We start from the raw sequence: 18,734 nt of genomic DNA, 5'->3' as shown, positions 1-18,734 counted from the left end.
CCCCGGCCATTTCTTCTCGCGTCAGTTCGATACTGAGACGCATCAGAGAATTTCCGTACACTTGACGCTAACGGGCGCGCCTCGCTGCGTCAAACGCCACACTCCGCGCCTTGACCCCGTGCCGCGTTCAGCCGTATGCTCGGGAGCGTTCCGGCGCTGCGGTAAGCGTCCTCAATCAGACGAGTTCGAAGACACTGCGGGGAAGCTTATGAGCACGCCGGCCAGCACTCAAGTGAATCCAATGCTCATCCGCTCGGCGGCTGTTCTCGGCGCTGGAACGATGGGTAGCCGCATTGCTGCGTTGCTCGCCAACTGCGGCATTCCGGTGCTGCTGCTGGATATCGTTCCCGAAGGGGAGACGAAGGCCAGAAACAAGCTCGCCGGGGCTGCGGTAGATTCGCTTCTAAGAACGAAACCAGCGGCCTTTGATGAGCCTCCTGCTGCGCGGCTCGTTACTCCGGGCAACTTCGACGACGATCTCGCTGGCCTGGCGAAGTGCGACTGGGTGCTCGAGGCTGTCACGGAAAACCTGGCGGTCAAGCAGGCGCTGCTTTCTCGCGTTCTGCCGCATCTGAGCGCCGCTGCCATCCTGACAACCAACACTTCGGGATTGCCGATCGCACAGATTGCGGAGAGTCTCGGTATGACGCTGACGCCGGAGTTGCGCAAGCGCTTCTTTGGGACGCACTTTTTCAATCCGCCGCGCTACATGAAACTGCTGGAGGTAATTCCCACCACTGACACCGATCCGAATGTGCTGGCGGGGTTTACAGCCTTCGCCGACCGCATTCTCGGCAAGCAGGTTGTGCGGGCGCATGACACCCCGAATTTCATCGCCAACCGCATCGGTGTCGCCAACATGTTCGCCGCTCTTACGCTCATGCAGCCGCAGGGACTCACGGTCGAAGAAGTGGACGCGCTGACCGGGACTGCGATTGGCTGGCCGCGCACCGGGACGTTTCGGCTGGCCGATATGGTCGGGATTGACATCCTGGCTCACGTCGCTTCCAACTTTAGTGAAGGCGACGGCAACGCGAGCGCTGAGGCTCTCATTCGAACGATGGTCGAGCGCCGCTGGCTGGGCGACAAGACGGGGCAGGGCTTTTACAAGAAGGCTCGCGGTGCGGACGGCAAGGATGAGCGGCTCGCTCTCGATCTGACCACGATGGAGTATCGCCCCCTGGCGAAGGCCAAACTGCCTGCGCTGGAGATGGCCAAGAACGCCGCCAGCCTGCCGGAGCGAATTCGCCTTCTGCTGTCCAATGATCCTAAGAAGGACAAGACGGCAGCCTATCTCTGGCCGCTACTCGCCAACCTGTGGAACTATGCCGCCGACCGGATAGGGGAGGTCGCCGACGATGCTCCGGCGATCGACCGGGCGATCTGCGCCGGGTTCAACTGGCAGCTTGGGCCGTTTGCGATGTGGGATGCTGCCGGGGTTCAAACGACAGTCGCCCGCTTCCGTGAACTCGGCCTGCCGGTCAGTCCAAGCGTCGAGGCTCTGCTGACTGCCGGTCACACGAGCTGGTATTCGGAAGATGGCTCGACGTGCTTCTCGCCGTTGACCGGGCAGATGGAGCCTGTTGGTTCAACTCCAGGGCACGCTTCGGCGGCTGATTTTCGCGTTGCCGGGGTGGATTCCAAAGGCGTGATCCGGAAGAATGCGGGTGCGTCGCTGGTCGACCTCGGGGACGGGATCGCCTGCATTGAGCTGCACTCGCCCAAGTCGGCCATTGGCGGGGACGTGGTTTCCTTGATCAATTTGGTGCTGGCGCCGGGGAGCGACGCGGTTCGGGACTTTCAGGGTTTTGTCATTGCCAGCGACCACGAGAATTTCTCGGTCGGGGCAAACCTCATGCAGCTGCTGCTGTCGGCGCAGGAGGGTGAGTGGGACGAGATCAACCATGCCATCCGCGGTTTCCAGCAGATGACGGCTTCGATCAAATTCTGCCCGCGACCGGTGGTGGCTGCGCCGTTCGGTCTATGCCTGGGCGGCGGGGCGGAGATCAGTCTTCACGCCACCGTCCGTCAGCCGCACGCGGAGCTTTATATTGGACTGGTGGAGGCTGGCGTCGGACTGATTCCTGGCGGCGGCGGGACCAAGGAGATGGCCTTGCGCGCACATGATGCAGCGCTGGCGTTTGCCCCGCCTGAGCCGCGCGATCCGGTTTCGAAATTCGCGCAATCCGCCGAGTATGCGAATGCGCTGAAGCGAGTCTTTGAGCTCATCGCACTGGCTAAGGTTTCGACCTCCGCCGCTGAGGCGCGCTCGCTTGGGCTGCTTTTTTCTTCCGACCACATCACCCGCAATCGCGAGCGGCTGCTGCTCGATGCCAAGGCGCAGACGATGCTGATCGCAGAGCAGGGGTATGTCGCCCCCGTACCCCGGACGCAGTTTCCCGCTGCCGGAGTGGGAGTCTTGCCGTTGCTGGAGACGGCGGTTCATCTGATGGGCGAGGCTGGATTCGCTTCGGATCACGATCAGCTGGTGGCGCGTAAGGCAGCATATATTCTCTGCGGCGGGCGGGTCACGCCGGGTACACTCGTTTCCGAGCAGTACTTCCTCGACCTTGAGCGGGAGGCTTTTCTTTCTCTCTGCGGGCAGCGGAAGACGCTGGAGCGAATTGCGCATACCCTCAAAACCGGAAAGCCTTTGAGGAACTAACGATGCTCCATCGACTTCCCAGATTACTTCAAGCATGCGCAGCTATCTCGCTGTTTTCATTGGGCTTGAATGCGCAGAGTATAGCTCCAGGGCCGCTTGTGGAAATCGGTCAAGTCTCTGTGGAAGGCCACCAGGTGAACTACCGCATTCGCAATCTGCCGGTGAGCTCGTTTCCGGATCTGCCGGGTCCGATTGCCGATGCCCTGAACGCCCGCGGATGCCTGATCCCGCAGACATACGAGGCGCGGCGGCCTGAGAACGTCATTCACGGGAGCCTCGAGAAGCCGGGATCGAGCGACTGGGCAGTGCTCTGTTCCGCGCAGGGTGAGGTGTCGCTACTGGTCTTCTTTGGCAGCGTATCTCCTTCTGATCCAATCGTTTTGCTCAAGGTTGCTGCGAAAGAACGTGTTCAGGCTCATCCCGGAACGACGGAGCTTGGCTTCGATTGGGGCATCGATCCGGCGTCGCCGAAGCGGATTCACGAGGCGCAGGCGACGATGAGCCGACGACCGTTGCCGCCCGATCACGACTGCTTAGCTGACAGCATCATCGATCAGAAGACTGTTTATCGTTTCTACAAGGACGGCGAATGGACCAGGGTGGATGTGGATTAACGCTTTCAGGTTCCTTTAGCAAACAGCTGATTTAGAGAGGTTTAAGCACAATGGCCGAGGCAGTGATCGTAAGCGCTGTTCGAACCGCCGTTACCCGCGCAGGGAAAGGCGCATTCGCAACGACACGCCCCGACGATTTGGCAGCCGTTGCGGTTCGAGGGGCGCTGGACCGTGTGCCGAATCTACAGGTTAGCGAGATCGGCGACCTGGTAATTGGATGCGCCATGCCGGAGGGAGAGCAAGGATGGAACCTGGCGCGGAACGTGGTTCTCCGCTGTGGATTGCCTGTGGAAATCGGGGGCGTCACTGTAAATCGTCTCTGCGCTTCCGGATTGGAAGCTTTAGCTCAGACTTCCTATCAGATTGATTCGGGGAGAGTTACTGCGGTGGTGGCGGGTGGTGCTGAGTCGATGAGCATGATCCCCATGAGCGGGCTCAAGCCGTCCCCGAATCCCTGGCTGGTCGAGCATTATCCACAGGCGCTGCTCACCATGGGCCTTACGGCGGAGCGAGTGGCGCGGCACTATGGGATTTCGCGTGAGGATCAGGATGCCTTTGCGCTGGCCAGCCATGAAAAAGCTCTGGCGGCGCAGGCGGCTGGACGGTTTAATTCGGAAATTGTCTCTCTCCTTGTGGAAAGCGCCAGCTCGGGAGTTAAAGCAGGAACTCCCAATGTCTCGCAAACCATTGTTTATAAAGATGAAGGGCCGCGGGCGGATACTTCTCTGGAGGCGCTGGCGAAGCTTAAACCGGCGTTTCATGCGACAGGGTCGGTGACTGCCGGGAACTCTTCGCAGACTTCAGACGGGGCGGCCGCGGTAGTGATGATGTCGGCGCAACGTGCTCAGGAGATTGGAGTTAAGCCGCTGGCCCGGCTGGTGACATATGCCACGGTGGGATGTCTGCCGGAAGAGATGGGAGCGGGGCCGATTTTCGCGATTCCGAAGGCGCTGAAGCAGGCTGGGCTGACCCTGGAGGACATCGGCTTAATTGAGTTGAATGAGGCATTTGCGTCGCAAGCCTTAGCGGTGATTCGAACTCTTGGGATCGATCCGGAGCGGGTGAATGTGAACGGGGGTGCGATCGCGCTGGGGCATCCACTGGGGTGTACTGGAGCAAAACTGACGGCTTCGATCCTGGCGGAGATGGAGCGGCGGAAGGTGCGGTACGGGATGGTGACGATGTGCGTGGGAGGCGGGATGGGGGCTGCGGGGATTTTCGAGCGGATGGGCTAGTTTCACATACGCAGCCCCGTGGTGACGTGCGCAGTATCTGTTGGACGATGCGCAATCCGCGTCGCACATTGCGCAATCCCCGTTCAGACGCTGCGCAATCGGCGTGGAACGATGTGCAATCCGAATGCGGTTATTGAGGGTCCACTGACGATTCGTAGCGGACGCAACGAAAAAGGCAGGATGCGTGGGCACCCTGCCTTTTCTTCTTGCCAATCTCTGTTGCGGAAGAGCTAGGCCTTGGCGGTTGTCTTGGCTTTGGACTTGGTGACCTTGGCGGGGGCAGCTTCCTTGGCTGGAGCGGTGACGAGGGCCTTGAGGCGCGCGTTGAGGCGGCTCTTGTAACGGGAGACGGTGTTCTTGTGCAGGACGCCCTTCTGGACGCTCTTGTCGAGAGCGGAGACGGTGGCCTTGAACTGGGTCTGTGCTGCCGAGACGTCGCCCGCAACGAGTGCTTCGCGCATCAGGCGCAGGCTGCCGCGGACGCGGGTACGGTTTGCGCGGTTGACTTCCGTCTTGACGACGGTCTGACGGGCGCGCTTAAGCGACGATACGTGATTTGCCATGTGCTATCGAATCCTTTGGGTTCCCGGTGGCCGGGTAGTGTTGATCTCCCGTTGCCGGGCGGAATGCTGATGGGAAGACGGGCTTGACAACTACACCCTGACAACTACATTGCTCCGTCCTGGCCGCATCCCTCGCAGTCTCCTAGTCTACGCGAAGGCGGGGTTGGGGTCAATTCCGTTTGGCCGCGGCCAGCTCTGTGAGGCCGCGGCTGACCTGGAGACGGGTATGGTGTAACAAATTGTGATCGCTGACGCGGGTTCTACCGATAGCACGATTGCGTGGCCACTGAGTTCGGCCCCGTGATCTCTCCACTTATTCTCGCGGTTGCCATCGATTGATCCAGCGTCTATCGCAATTGCAAGGCCCGGCGACCGGATGATTGCTGGGCCTTTGTTATTGGCGTGATTTGTGGTGCTGCTGATTAGTTGCCGGTGCCGGTTAAGGCTACGGATTGTGGGGAGGCGGCTCCGTTGTCGGTGATGGTGAGTTTGGCTGAGACTGCGCCCACGGCGGCGGGTTTGAAGGCTACGTAGACGGTGCAATTGGCGGCTGGGGCCAGGGTTGCTCCGCAGGTGTCGAGAGCTTGAAACGAGGTCGGGTTGGTGCCGGTAAGGGCGATGGAGGTGAGGTTCAGCGTCGCTGTGCCGCTGTTGGTCAGGGTGACGGCTTTTGCCGCAGAGGTGGTGCCGCTCTTCTGCGTTCCGAAGGCGATGCTGGAGACGCTGAGGGTGACGGAGGGTGCTGCGGCGCCGGTTCCGGTGAGCGTGACCTTCTGGGGGGAGCCTGTGCCGGTGTCGGTGACGCTGACGGTTCCGGTGAGAGCTCCGGCTGCTGTTGGCTTGAATGCTACGTAGAGGGAGCAGGAGGTATTGGCTGCGAGTGTTGCGCCGCAGTTGCTGAGCTCGATGAATGACGTTGCATTGGTGCCGCCGACGGCGATCGAGCTGATGGTGATGGCGGTGGTGCCGCCGTTCTTCAGGGTGACAACCTGGGCGTCGCTGGTGGTTCCGGTGACGGTTACGGGGAAGGCGATGGAGGTTGGGCTGAGGGTGACGGCTACTGTTGCTGCGGTTGCTGTGCCCTTCAGTGCTACGAGCTGGGGAGAGCCTGTGGCGTTGTCGGCGATGGAAAGCGAGGCTGTGAGAGCTCCGGCGACGGTTGGTTTGAATTCGACGGAGACGCTGCAGCTTGCTGCTGCGGCCAGGGATGTGGTGCAGGTCGTGGCTGACTTCAGGAAGGACGTTGCGTTGGTACCGGTGAAGGTTTCGGAGGTGAGGGTTACGGCGCTGGTGCTGGTGTTTTTGATGGTGACGAGCTGCGCGGCGGTGGTGGCTCCGACTGCTGTTGAGGCGAAGGTGAGGCTGGTGGGCGCGACGGTGACAGTCAGGGGTGGAGCTGTCGCTGTGCCTTTGAGTGCTACGAGCTGCGGAGAGCCTGTGGCGTTGTCGGCGATGGACAGGGATGCGGTGAGTGCTCCGGCGACGGTTGGTTTGAATTCGACGGAGACGGTGCAGCTTGCGGAGGCAGCCAGGGAGGTGGTGCAGGTCGTGGCTGCCTTCAGGAAGGACGTTGCGTTGGTACCGGTGAGGGTTTCGGAGGTGAGCGTTACTGCGCTGGTGCTGGTGTTCTTGATGGTGACGACCTGCGCGGCGGTGGTGGCTCCGACTGTCGTTGAGGCGAAGGTGAGGCTGGTGGGTGAGACCGTGACTGTGAGCGCAGGACTGTTCGCGGTTCCGCTGAGGGATACGAGCTGAGGGGAGCCGGTTGCGTTGTCGGCGATGGAGAGGGATGCAGTGAGAGCTCCGGCGGCGGCTGGCTTGAATTGGACCGAGACGGTGCAACTGGCTGCGGCGGCGAGTGAGGTAGTGCAGGTGGTGGCTGACTTCACGAACGAAGTTGCGTTGGTTCCGGTGAGGGTTTCGGAGGTCAGCGTTACGGCGCTGGTGCTGGTGTTTTTGATGGTGACAACCTGCGCTGCTGAGGTGACTCCGATGGCTGTCGCCGGAAAGGTGAGGCTGGTGGGCGAGACAGTAACGGTGAGTGCGGGGGCGGTGGTTGGCCACGCGTTGACCAGGTTGGCGACGTTGAAGGTACCGAGGCCGGTGGTGAGGTCATAGCCACTGGTTGCGGAATACCCGCTCAGGATGCCGGCCGAGTCGCCGGAGGTCTTGGTTACGCAGTTTGGGTCGCCGGTGTAGCAGACGGCGGCGTTTGATCCGGAGGTGGTGTCGTAAAAGATGCAGGAGTTGCCGGCTTTTACGGTGTTTGAGTTGCAGGAAGCGTAGCTTTCCTTGGCTGCGAGACTGTAGAAGACGGGGTTGGCGAGTCCCTGGGCGCTGCCAGCCTTTTGCACGATGAGAGCCATGACGCCGGCGGTCATGGGTGACGCGGCGGAAGTGCCGCCGTTTTCCTGGTAGGTGATGTAGTTCGGGTTGCTGTAATCGCAGGATTTCTCGGGCGATAAGGAGGCCTGGCAGACCAGCAGGGCGCTGCCGGGAATGCCGGTGCTTTGCTGAAAGCCGTAGGCGGCGAACATAGACACGTCCGGGATGTCGCGTTTGCCGTCGGAAGGAATGCCGGTGACGCCCTTTTGCCATGAGGGCTTGGCGTATCCACCGGAGCAGCTGGCAGGGTTGAAGGTGGTGCTGGAGTTCGTTGTCGAGTTGGTGGTGCAGTTGCTGACGCCGCCGCTGCCGGAGGCCATTTCTACGAGACCTGGGAGCCCGCTGATGGCGGCGTTGCAGAGACCTTCGACGCTGGTATAGCTGGTGTAGACATTGAGAAGCAGGGGGTTGGAGCAGGTGTCGTTCCAGGACATTTCCGGCATGTAGCCTTTGGCGCTGGCACCGTGGGCATCGTTGGTGGCGTTCCAGTAGGTGGAGGCTGGAGTGGTGCCCTCGGTGAAGGGCCACTGGAGGTCGGTTCCGCCGACTGCGGTGACGTAGGGGGTGGAAGCCATGCCGCTTACTGCGAGACCAAAGGAGTCGCCGTAAGGCGGGGTTCCGTTCTGGGAGGTGCAGACGGCGGATCCGGAGTCGCCGGAGGCGACAAAGGAGCTGATACCGGCGGTTGCAGCCTGCTGGAAGGTTTGGTTATAGACGCTGTTGCCGGCGGTGCCGAGCTTGAGTTCGCAGGCTCCGTAGCTCATGGTGAGAATGGGTGCGACCTCGTTGTCGACGATATAGGTGATGGCAGTGAGGAGACCGTCGGTGGTGGCGTTGCTGACGTCAGCCACGAGAACGACGGTGGCGCCGGGGGCGGTGGCTGAGACCATTTCGGTGTCTTCGGTGTTCTCGCCCTGGCTGTCGGTGATTCCCGGGTCGGCGCCGCTATGCAGCGTGACGAGTGTGCCTGCGGGGAGGCCGAAAGAGCTGCGATAGGTGTTGAAGTCGCTGGTGACCACGTCGCTGAGGGCAACGATGGCGACTTTGACACCCTTACCGTTGATGGGGGTGCTGGCGTTCCAGAGGGGGAGGATGTTGTAGATCGTTGCAACGTCGTAGGGACTGAGCTCTTCGCGCTGGTAGCCGGTGGAGGCATCGGTGTAGCCGAATTCGGGCTGAACTCCGCCTTTGTTGGCTGCGGATTGGAATGAGCGGCCGTTGGTGGTGGTAGCGGAGCCGGCCTCGTGGCTACCGGAGCGAGGTTGACCGGGCAGGGTGGGTTCGAGGTCTACCGGGGTGTACTTGCCGGTCTTCAGGTCGCGCCTGACGTATGCGCCGGGGTGGGAGAAGTGCGTTGGGAAGAAGTCATGCAGGGAGGCGATACCGGTGATGACCGGGGAGAGCGCCTGGGGAATCTGCGGATCGCGGTCGTTGGCGATGTGCATCTTGCCGTCGACGAGGTAGTTGTGCATTTCGAGGTGGAAGGCGTCCTCGACCTGTCGGGTGGTTCCGCTGAACTGGATGGTGACACGGCCCTTGCTGACGTTGAAAATCTGGAAGCCGCGATTCTGCAGCCAGCTGGTGATTTCGGCAATGTCGGCGTCGGAGGGGCCGTAGAGCTTGCCGAACTCTTCGGCATGCAGCCAGTGATGGAAATCGGGTGACTTGGGGTCGTACTGGCGCTCGTTGAAGGCGGCGAGGGCGGCTTCCTGTTCGGGGCTGCGCTTGAGGACCAGGACGATGCGCTCGAGGAGCTTGTCGGGATCGACGCGGCCTTTGTCGAAGGCGGCCCGGGCCAGGGGATTGGTGTTGCCTGTCAGCCGGGTGAGACGGGTGTCATCGACGTGCTCGACGACGCGGGAGGGTACCGCGGATTGTGGAGATGCTGCGGGAGACTCGATATTGGCGCCGATGGCGGTGCGGCCTTGCGCGGTTGCGTACATCAGGCAGGAGGTTCCCAGGATCAGGCTGGCAACGAGGTTGGCGGCGCGTTTCTTATGCATTTGAGTCTTCCTTCAGGTCGGGTGGGTAGAGGCCATGAGATCCGTAGAGATCCATCTGTTCTAAGCTGCGTAGATTTGGGGCGCAATGCCTCATCGAAGATCATTCTTGACCTGGTATGGGGAGAAATGGATACGGGGGCGATCTCCGAGACACGGAAAAAGCAGTTTCCCGGCGAGAATGACGACGAGAAAAGCAAAGGCCTTGGCAATGCAAGGGTTCTTGGGGATGTTGCCGGTGTCAATTTATGCGATCGGTTATGCAACAGGGGTTGACTGGGTTGTGGGATCGCGCTAATCTTTGCGCAGATACTGGATTTGGTCACTCACGCCATCCCGTTCTGCAGACTGGCCGTTCGCGGCTATGGCTGTCTTGTCGGTTCGGCCTTTTCGGTCTGGGTCGGCGAAGTACCTACTCCTCATCCATTTCCTGAACACAATCGAATCACCCAACATCACCCGCTGCCGGGAAGCCGTGCGGCTATGGAGGCTGTCTGAAAATAGCGCTGGAGATTACGCCCAATCTTGAGCCCCTGTTCGGGACCCGCGACGAAAACCTGAGACTGATGGAAGATGCGTTGGGGGTGCGGATCGATCTCCGCTCTGACGCGATTCAAGTGCAAGGGCCGGAGGAGAGCGTGGGGAGGGTGAAGCGCATCTTTTCTGACTTTGAGGCGCTTAGGAAGGCTGGGGTGCATCCTCATAACGGCGAATTGCACTCGATGCTGAAGCTGGTGGTGGCGGATGCGGCGGTGACGCTGAAGGGCTTGGCGGACGCGACGAAGCAGCGGTCGGCTTCGGGGTCGGCGGGCGTGAAGCGGTCGGTGACGGCGCGTTCGGTCAACCAGGGGCGGTATCTCGAGGCGATCGAGAAGAACGACATGACTTTTGGCGTGGGTCCGGCGGGTACGGGTAAGACGTACCTTGCTGTGGCCATGGCTGTGGCGGCGATGAATGCGAAGAAGGTGAGCCGCATCATTCTTGTCCGTCCGGCGGTGGAGGCTGGGGAGCGGCTTGGATTCCTGCCGGGGTCACTTCAGGAGAAGGTGGATCCTTACCTGCGGCCTTTGTATGACGCGCTCTACGATCTGTGCGAGCCTGAGAAGGTGGACAAGATGCTGGAGAAGAACGTGATCGAGGTGGCTCCGCTGGCGTTTATGCGTGGGCGGACTTTGAGCGATGCGTTCATCATCATGGACGAGGCGCAGAACACGACGACCGAGCAGATGAAGATGTTCCTGACGCGGTTGGGGCAGGGGTCAAAGGCTGTGATTACGGGCGATATTACGCAGATCGATTTGCCGAATCCGAAGAAGTCAGGGTTGGTGGAGGCGATCAATCTGCTAAAGGGCGTCGAGGGGATTCAGTTCTGCCACTTTGAAGATGTGGATGTGGTGCGGCATTCGCTGGTGCAGAGGATCATCCGGGCTTACGAGGGCAAGAGCCAGCAGCAGGAGTTGCCGCTGGGGATTGTGGATTCGCCGGATGGCACTGCGTCGCGCGGGCCGATTCATGCGAAGCCTACTTCTAAGCCTCAGTAACGTTTCAGTGAAATGATCGCATGGCCTCTTCTTATGAAGAAGCCATGCGATTTTTCGTTGCGGTACTTTCGAAAACACTGTTTATTGTGAACGGCGAAATCACTCCCGAGAAGCCGACATATCGCGACTGATAATAGTTTCCGAAAGCACCGTTTCGCGGGATTTGGTTCTGTGAGCGTGGACTGCGTGAGGCCAGGCTGGCTATCTTGAATTCATATGATTTTGGTCGATGTAATGGCTTGATTACTTCCGGCTGGGACTGACCATCTTAGTGCATCGCGTGCTGTAAGTTGTAGAATCGTTCCGATATGAAGCCTTTCTTAATGCGTTTGTTGTCTCTGGCACTCATTTCCACAGTCGTGCCATGTACTGCTCAAACGGGTACCGTGACCTTCTATGCAGTCAAACAATCAGCGAAACAGGCGGTGAGGGATGCTGTTGTTCCTGTCGGCGAGATAGGCTTTAGCGGTTGGCTTTTTGACGGCGACCAGAGACTGGCGCATGCACAGGTTGGGCGTTTCATGAGCTTTCATCTTGCGGCAGGAGAACACCAGTTTACGGTTCCGTACCATTCCGATCATCCCGGAAAGAAAACGGTACTGAATCTTAAGGTGGAACCGAACGGTCACTACTGCGTCCGTCTATTTGCAAAATATGTGGGCGGGTCACTGCTTTTGCCCATTATGCACGTTGACAGCCAGATTGAGCAGGTTTCGTGCCAGCAAGCTCTGCAGGAAACGGGAAACATTAAGCCGATCGACGCTAAGCGGGTAGATCCAGTCGTGCAGACGAAACTAGATAACTCATCAAACTTCCCAAGCGACAATTGACACCTCGGAGCTAACAAATGCTTCTGGTGTAAGATGCGCATTCCCGAGGAGGTTCCGTCATGGGCTGAAAGGCCATTTTCGGACGTTTCGAGCCTCAGTTTCCGAAACTCCATCTTTTTGAAAAACCACGCAGCGAGAGCACGTGTAGCTAGCCTTATGATAGCCTTGTCGGGGAAAACACCCTTTCTGAGAAACACTTGTGAAGCTAACAGTGGATCTCAAAGATAAGGTCGGGAGCCGCAAAGATGCGTATGCTCGCTGGAATGCTGATGACTCTCCTAATTCTCGCCGGACAGAGCTCTAGCCAAAGGGCGCGGCAATTACTTCAGGAAACGGCTCAGTATTATGCGTCTCTGGACGCATATGAGTTTGATGGTGTGCTTAACGCTCAAATTGCAGGAACCGGTTGGGAGCTTGATTCAGACGTTGCATTTGTCTCCCCTCGCAGGGGAGCGCTACCTGCAGGAAGTCCTCTTAATGGAGAAGGTCAGGATTTCCATGCGTTCAGAACCGTCAAAACAGGAACGCTTCCGTTGCCTCAATTTTCGATGCCAAGTGTAGGGCACTTCGCCAAGATTACGCGAGCCATGCTAGACGCAGATGACTTAGGTATGGAAACCTTCGAGGTCAATCACAATCGGGTCGCCTGCGAGAATTTGAGGGTGAGATATCAATCTAGTGATGAACACCCACATCCAGAAATCGTCACATACTGTATCGGTCGAGAGACTCATCTAGTTTACAAAGAGACCTTTACTGCATCAATCGGGCATCATATTGATAATGTGGTATTTACATTATCAATCAAGGAGTTTAAGTTTGGTGTTCCAACACCACAATACATGATTGATGAAGCGATCAAGTTGGCGTCCAAAGGTGACGTTTCAGAACGCCCAGAATGGATTGGAAAAGTCGCACCGGACTTCGTTCTGCCATCGCTCACCGGCGACCCTCTAAAGCTCTCTTCCCTGCGAGGTCACACCGTATTACTAGATTTTTGGGCGATTGCTTGTACACCTTGCAGAATAGAGTTGCCGATTGTAGAGGGTCTTAGCAAAGCTTATCAAGGCCGTGGAGTGAAGGTTCTCGGGATTTCTTCTGATGAAGCCGATAGGGCTCGGGAATGGCTTCAGAAAAACAACTATTCAAGCCAAACACTCAATGACTCGGACGGAGTAGTTTCGGCAAAGTACACAGTTCAAGGTATTCCCGCATTGGTTCTGATCGGACGGGATGGTAAAGTCGCGCAGTACTGGGAAGGGCCACCGTCAAAAGCTACGGTCGAGTCTGCAATAGAGAAGACCCTAAGGCAGTAACCTGCTGCATGACCAAAACGCAGGAACTGTTCGTACTGCTTGCAAAGTCGCATTATCGGCAACTTTGATTAACTCAAGACACCAGTGGTTCTGATAAGCGCTCTTCTTCTTATTCCACGTTTGACAGTGATTTGTTTCGCTGGCCCTGCTGGTAGGTGCTGTCTTCGGGGCTATTGTGCGTAGCGCACTATGGCCGTTGCCTCTTCTTCTATCGTCTGGGTGCCGGTGCTGCTGTTCAGGTCAGTTGCGGTGAAGTCGGGCAGATGGGATTGAGGCTGATCACGGTGTCGCGCAACTCCCACGAGAGGGGCACGGCGAAGATGTTTAGCGCAGCCTTACGCGCAATAACCCTTAAGTCAGGTGACAAGGTGGCTGGGCCTATTTCGAGAGTTTTATTTTGGAATTTTCTGGCTTCCAGCCTATGGCAACGGCCAGCAGGGCTGCTCCCAGGATGAAGGCGAATGCGGACCAGAGGAAGTCTTCGGTCGAATCGCTTTTGCCGACCATGATTACGCCCGGTTTGTGAGGGCGTTTCTCGTCCATTCCGATCAGGAACGCCCCTGCGCTCACGGCAAACATCAGCAGGGCCAGGAGCAATGCTTGAGTTCGCCGGGACATCCGGGAGAACCACCCGGCCTTTGAGCTGGGCGGGTTGCTGTTATTCAGGTCCGGCATGCCAAGGATTATACCGCGGCCTCTTTTCCGCGGAACCGGCGATGCGCACTCCGTGTTATGTTGTTGGGCGGAGACAGTGACCCCTATCTATGCTCACCAAAATGAGAGTGTTTCTTCTTCTGGCCCTAACTGGCGGTTCTAGCTTGTTTGCCTCTGACTTTTCAATGAAGGTGAACGACAAGAATTACCTCGATACTCAGGGGTTTAGCGTATTTCTCTACGACAGTACGTATCATCCGGTTTTTGTCGATCAGAAGAACACGGCTATGGAGATGATTCTCCATGGCCAGCGTATTGCCACCAACGGCGATGTGCGCCTGATGCCGACGCCTGAGCAGTGGGATCTGGTGGCGACGCTGAAAGGCCGCCATGCCGATAAGGCGAACAACCGGCTTACTGCGGACCTCGCTTTCCCGACCTTTGATGTGGGCTACACGCTGGAGGTGGCGGCGGAACCGGGCGGCGTAAGGGTGAGCATCAATCTCGATAAGCCGCTGCCGGAGAAGCTGGCTGGGCGGGCTGGTTTCAATCTGGAGTTTCTGCCTTCGATCTATATGGGCAAGGCTTACCTGGTGGATGGAACCAAGGCCGGCATCTTTCCACGAACGCCGAACGATGCGATGGTGAAGGCTTTGCCGCTGGCGGATGAGCCGAAGAAGGCTTACTACCTGGAGGATTGGGATAAGGCCAAGGGATACACGCAGCCGCTGCCGTTTGCCGAGGGTAGGAGCATTACTCTGGGCATCGACGATGCGCTGGCACGGGTCAACGTGATATCGGAGACGGGCGACCTGATGCTGTTCGATGGACGCAACCGCGCGCAGAATGGCTGGTTCGTGCTGCGTTCGCTGATTCCGGCCGGCAAGACGACTGGTGCGATTGTGTGGCACATCCGGCCGGATGTGATTCCGAACTGGACGCGCCCGCCGATGATTGCGCATAGCCAGGTAGGGTATGCGCCGGGTTTCTCCAAGGAGGCGGTGATTGAGCTTGACCCGAAGTACAGTGGTCCGAAGACTGCCAAGGTGCTGCGCCTGACCGAGGACGGATCGTATAAGCAGGTGTTCGAGGGCCCGATTACGACTGCGACGCCGTGGCTGCGCTATGTATATTCGAAGTTCGACTTCACGCAGGTGAAGGATCCTGGGCTGTATGTGATTGAGTACGCGGATCAGCGGACTGCGCCTTTTCCGATCTCGAAGGACGCTTACGCGAACATCTGGCAGGACAGCCTGGATCATCACATTGCCGAGCAGATGGATCATGTTGCGGTTCGCGAGGCTTACCGGGTGTGGCATGGGGCTTCGCACTTGGATGATGGGCGGCTGGCGCCGGTGGTCGGGGAGCAGTTTGACGGCTGGAATCAGGCTACGGCGACGGATGGGAAGTGGAAGGGCGGCGATCATATTCCGGGGATGAACGTGGGCGGCTGGTATGACGCGGGCGACTTTGACCTGGAGGAGCCGGCGCAACTGAGCGTGATTCAGAGCCTGGCGCTGGCGTATCGTGAGTTCGATCTCAAGTACGACGAGCTCTCTGTGGATGAAGTCGCGCGCGAGGTTGAGATGCATCGGCCGGATGGCGTGCCGGATACGGTGGAGCAGGTGAAACATGGGGCGCTGCTGATCCTGGCGCAGTTTCACAACATCGGGCACTCGATCCGTGGCACGCATGAGCCGGACCTGCGGCAGTACACGCATCTCGGCGATGGTGCGTCGAAGACCGATGGCCGCATCTATGACCCGAAGCTTGGTCTGAATGAGGTGAAGGGCGACTATTCCGGAAAGCCGGACGACCGTTGGATCTTCTCGACGACCAACCCGTTCTTCCAGTGGAATGCGATTGCGGCGCTGGCTGCGGCGGCCGATACGCTGAAGGGCTATGACGATGTGCTGGCGAAGGACTGCCTGGACACTGCGATAAAAGCGTGGAACGACGAGAAGGCTCACCCCACACGTTTCGCGGGCAGGGGGTTTGGCGCGGAGGCTCCGGATGGCGCGCTTGAGGGCGGTGTGCTGGCTGCGTCTCAGGGTGGGGCGACTGGTGGTCAGAGCGGTACTCAAGGCGGGACGGGCCATCCGGTCAAGCCGGCGGCTGCTGCGGTGAGTGCTCCGCCGGCACCACCTGCGCCGCCAGCGGGCTTTGGGCGCTTTAACGTTGGGCTGGACTGGGCTGCGGCGCTGGAGTTGACCATTGCGACGCATGGCGCCGAGCCGTACAAGTCGCGCCTGAAGGAGCTTTTTCCTCAGGTCATTACTGCGGAGCAGATGGGCTTCCGTGGCTGGACTGCGGTACGGGCGTTGCCTTACCTGGACGCTGGCGCGAAAGATCAGATGCGGGCAGCGGTGAAGACCTACATGGCTGCGCAGGAGAAGGAATTGGGCGCCACACCGTTTGGCGTGCCTCCGAGCGTGGGGACCTGGGGCGGATCGGGAGCTGTCGTCGACATGGCGATCCGGATGTACTTTCTGCACAAGACGTTTCCGGATCTGGTGGGACCGGAGTACACGCTCCGTGCCGTCAACTACATTCTTGGCACGCATCCGGTTTCGAGCACTTCGTATGTGGCCGGGGTGGGTACCGTGTCGAAGACGAAGACTTACAGCAACAATCGCGCGGACAATGCGTATATTCCGGGCGCGGTGATTCCGGGATACATCGTGATCAAGCCGGACTTTCCCGAGTGCATCGACGATTTCGGGTTCCTGTGGTTCGAGGATGAGGCAGTTGTGGCGGGGTCGGCGAGCTGGGGGGTGGCGGGCAACGCTGCGGATGCGCTTGTGAAGGAGTCGCAATAGAGCGATTCGGACTGTGGCCTACAGTGCATGGTGGGCGTCAAGGCTGGCTGTCATGGTCAGCGGCGCGGAAACGTGGTGTCCACGGTCGGCTGCGGTTTTCTGACTCGAGCCGCTGCCGGCGGATCCGGTACGCAGGCAAACAGTGTGCTCTGAGCTGCAAAATCCACTTTCTGTCCGGGCGGTGTCTAATCGAATAACGACTCAGAAGATTGATCGCTGAGGAGACATTTCCATGTGCAAGGCGTTCCTTGCAATTGCTCTGTTTCTCGTTGCCAAAGCAGCAGGGGCCATTCCGGTTCCCAAAGGTTTGGAAACCTGTACTCCGCTAGCGGCTTGCCTGACGCTCTTAGACAAAGTGGTGCCGGCGCGAGACGATGGGGAAGGTAGCAACGGCGACATTTTAGCCCGCGATCTTCGCCGTTTCGGGGAACCTGCCAAGCAGGAGTTGTTAAGGCGAACCGTTGGAAGTCATGCCGGTTGGCGGAATGTCGCTGGCGCGATATTGGCAGACTGGGGAAGCTGGACGGTTGACGACGTTGCAGCCTTACGTGCCGCTCTTTTGTTGGATCATGGCGGTTGGGTAGCAAGGCCTCTCGGCCAGATAGGTTCACCGGCAGCCATCCATGCTCTTGTTGAGGATCTAACGCAAGGAACCGATGTTGAAAATCAGACCGGCTTTGTCCTCTCGAAACTTGGTGCGAGGGCGCTGCCAGAACTGATGCCGCTTCTCGAGAGCGACGAGAAGGCTCACCTCGCAGCCGAAGTAGTCGCCAAAATGAAACCTATTCCGATTGCGTATGCAGCTCCTTGGACCGCGCTGGCTCTTGATCGAGAGGAATCGGTACCGAAACGTGTCGCGGCGCTGAGAGGCATTGCTGCACTGGGTTCCGCAGCGGAGCAGGCCAGCATCGGACTTCATGAACTGCTGGTAAGCAACGAGCCGGCGATCAAGAAGCAGGTAGACATTACGCTGACCGCGGTTCGCAATCCCATTGTGGTTGAGTGGTTGGCTAAAGCATGCCAGCCTCATGCGCCCAGATTTGATTTCCTTGCTCTGGAATCAGTTCAATGTCTAAGTGAGATTGGTGAGTTTGGACCTGCGGTAAGTGCGGCAGGAGAAGCACTGATGCCGTTTCTGGATTCTGAGAATCAAGCGGAGCGCGCCTATGGCATTTTAGTGCTGGGATATATCAACTACGGGCCAGCAGTTGAAAAAATCAACGAGGCGCTCGACTCGAAAGATTGGCGAGTCGTGTATGCAGCAATTTGGGGAGCTGGCTGGCTCGGAGATAAGAATGCAATCGTGAAGTTGGATAAGTTGGCTACCAGCTACTGGCTCGTTGAACTGAGGGACGGTGCCGCACATGCGGCGTCTGCTTTGCGCTCGCCGGAGGGTCGATTGGAAAGGTTCCCGTGGAAAACAATGCACAGCGGGATGCAGATTGACCCAACCTCGTTGATCACCGATGGAATTCGTGGCAAACGAGAGGTATGCCCGGGCAAAGTCTGGCAGTGGCAGCGGGAGAAGTTCAGAATCCAGCAGACCAGAGATGTGAATGCACACGCTCTAAGGATCTCGAACGGCGATGTCAGGGGGGAAGTCGTAGGGACAGACCACGGCGAATGGGGAGGCGACCTGACATGGATTCCAGGCAATGGAGTGCCAGTGATGTTAGATCGCGATAATGTGCGCGGACTGGACTATGACGATGGAGGCGCAATTGTGGTGTTTGGCTTGGCGCATATGGGTTTCAATTATGGGTATGTGCTGAAAGTGAACCCCAACGGCGACGGGAGTTGGACTCAAACGGAGATTGTTCACTTGCCTGGCGAACCTGGGAACTGGACGAAATTGCAGTCGGACCAGTTTGCAGTAGACACCGCAGGCCGGGTGGTGGTGTTCTCGTCAAAGGATGGGATACTTGGAGTCGCATCCTGTGTGAATCCATAGCGGTTTAATTGATTTCTTGGGTGAAGCGTCGCATAAGGCCAGTTTTACCGGCTATCCGGGTTAGCTGAGTGAAGTAGAAGGTCTGTTTTGGAAACGTCACTCCAGACAGGCTAAGGATGCTTTGGCTCAGGCTCGTATTACGCTTTCACGTATCATCAAAG

At 58.6% G+C, this 18,734-nt stretch carries 11 protein-coding genes; 8 read left to right on the top strand and 3 right to left on the bottom strand.

The window, feature by feature from the left end:
- Positions 1-208: 208 nt before the first annotated feature.
- The 3 genes from AC5S27_RS17605 (at position 209) to AC5S27_RS17595 (ending at position 4,514) form a co-directional block, all read left to right on the top strand.
- A complete protein-coding gene (locus AC5S27_RS17605) occupies positions 209-2,665 on the top strand; it encodes a 3-hydroxyacyl-CoA dehydrogenase/enoyl-CoA hydratase family protein (protein ID WP_493935872.1) in 2,457 nt (818 codons plus the stop codon).
- Between the two features lie 134 nt (positions 2,666-2,799).
- Positions 2,800-3,279, top strand: a complete 480-nt coding sequence (locus AC5S27_RS17600; RefSeq protein ID WP_493935871.1) for a hypothetical protein — start codon at positions 2,800-2,802, stop codon at positions 3,277-3,279.
- A 50-nt stretch (positions 3,280-3,329) separates the two neighbouring features.
- On the top strand, positions 3,330-4,514 hold the full coding sequence (locus tag AC5S27_RS17595) for a thiolase family protein (protein WP_493935870.1): 1,185 nt from the start codon (positions 3,330-3,332) through the stop codon (positions 4,512-4,514).
- 230 nt (positions 4,515-4,744) lie between these two features.
- Here AC5S27_RS17595 and rpsT read toward each other — a convergent pair whose 3' ends face one another.
- Positions 4,745-5,077, bottom strand: a complete 333-nt coding sequence (gene rpsT, locus AC5S27_RS17590) for a 30S ribosomal protein S20 (RefSeq protein ID WP_493935869.1) — start codon at positions 5,075-5,077, stop codon at positions 4,745-4,747.
- A 422-nt stretch (positions 5,078-5,499) separates the two neighbouring features.
- On the bottom strand, positions 5,500-9,465 hold the full coding sequence (locus AC5S27_RS17585; protein ID WP_493935868.1) for a choice-of-anchor D domain-containing protein: 3,966 nt from the start codon (positions 9,463-9,465) through the stop codon (positions 5,500-5,502).
- A 563-nt stretch (positions 9,466-10,028) separates the two neighbouring features.
- On the opposite strand from AC5S27_RS17585, the gene AC5S27_RS17580 reads away from it, so the two are divergent.
- From AC5S27_RS17580 to AC5S27_RS17570, 3 genes are all read left to right on the top strand, one after another.
- Positions 10,029-11,003: a PhoH family protein gene (locus AC5S27_RS17580; protein WP_493935867.1), complete on the top strand. Its 975-nt coding sequence runs from the start codon at positions 10,029-10,031 to the stop codon at positions 11,001-11,003.
- A gap of 308 nt (positions 11,004-11,311) precedes the next feature.
- Complete coding sequence (locus AC5S27_RS17575) at positions 11,312-11,833, top strand: hypothetical protein (RefSeq protein WP_493935866.1); 522 nt, start codon at positions 11,312-11,314, stop codon at positions 11,831-11,833.
- A gap of 245 nt (positions 11,834-12,078) precedes the next feature.
- Entirely contained in the window at positions 12,079-13,149 is a 1,071-nt protein-coding gene (locus AC5S27_RS17570; RefSeq protein ID WP_493935865.1) for a TlpA family protein disulfide reductase, read from the top strand.
- Positions 13,150-13,527: 378 nt separating this feature from the next.
- Here AC5S27_RS17570 and AC5S27_RS17565 read toward each other — a convergent pair whose 3' ends face one another.
- Positions 13,528-13,824 (bottom strand): hypothetical protein, encoded by a 297-nt coding sequence (locus tag AC5S27_RS17565; protein WP_493935864.1) that lies wholly within the window; start codon positions 13,822-13,824, stop codon positions 13,528-13,530.
- Positions 13,825-13,988: 164 nt separating this feature from the next.
- Between AC5S27_RS17565 and AC5S27_RS17560 the strand changes: the two genes are divergently transcribed.
- Positions 13,989-16,622 (top strand): glycoside hydrolase family 9 protein, encoded by a 2,634-nt coding sequence (locus AC5S27_RS17560; protein ID WP_493935863.1) that lies wholly within the window; start codon positions 13,989-13,991, stop codon positions 16,620-16,622.
- Between the two features lie 232 nt (positions 16,623-16,854).
- A complete protein-coding gene (locus tag AC5S27_RS17555; protein ID WP_493935862.1) occupies positions 16,855-18,573 on the top strand; it encodes a HEAT repeat domain-containing protein in 1,719 nt (572 codons plus the stop codon).
- Positions 18,574-18,734: the final 161 nt, after the last annotated feature.

The sequence above is a fragment of the Acidicapsa borealis genome (genome assembly GCF_059115245.1).
Note: the sequence above shows the minus strand (reverse complement) of the source record. Positions and strands in the feature narration are given on the sequence as shown.

Coding starts and splice junctions, on each gene's coding strand:
- AC5S27_RS17595 (WP_493935870.1), top strand. CDS start 3,330: ATGGCCGAGGCAGTGATCGTAAGCGCTGTTCGAACCGCCGTTACCCGC.
- AC5S27_RS17565 (WP_493935864.1), bottom strand. CDS start 13,824: ATGCCGGACCTGAATAACAGCAACCCGCCCAGCTCAAAGGCCGGGTGG.
- AC5S27_RS17575 (WP_493935866.1), top strand. CDS start 11,312: ATGAAGCCTTTCTTAATGCGTTTGTTGTCTCTGGCACTCATTTCCACA.
- AC5S27_RS17580 (WP_493935867.1), top strand. CDS start 10,029: ATGGAAGATGCGTTGGGGGTGCGGATCGATCTCCGCTCTGACGCGATT.
- AC5S27_RS17585 (WP_493935868.1), bottom strand. CDS start 9,465: ATGCATAAGAAACGCGCCGCCAACCTCGTTGCCAGCCTGATCCTGGGA.
- AC5S27_RS17570 (WP_493935865.1), top strand. CDS start 12,079: ATGCGTATGCTCGCTGGAATGCTGATGACTCTCCTAATTCTCGCCGGA.
- AC5S27_RS17605 (WP_493935872.1), top strand. CDS start 209: ATGAGCACGCCGGCCAGCACTCAAGTGAATCCAATGCTCATCCGCTCG.
- rpsT (WP_493935869.1), bottom strand. CDS start 5,077: ATGGCAAATCACGTATCGTCGCTTAAGCGCGCCCGTCAGACCGTCGTC.
- AC5S27_RS17555 (WP_493935862.1), top strand. CDS start 16,855: ATGTGCAAGGCGTTCCTTGCAATTGCTCTGTTTCTCGTTGCCAAAGCA.
- AC5S27_RS17560 (WP_493935863.1), top strand. CDS start 13,989: ATGAAGGTGAACGACAAGAATTACCTCGATACTCAGGGGTTTAGCGTA.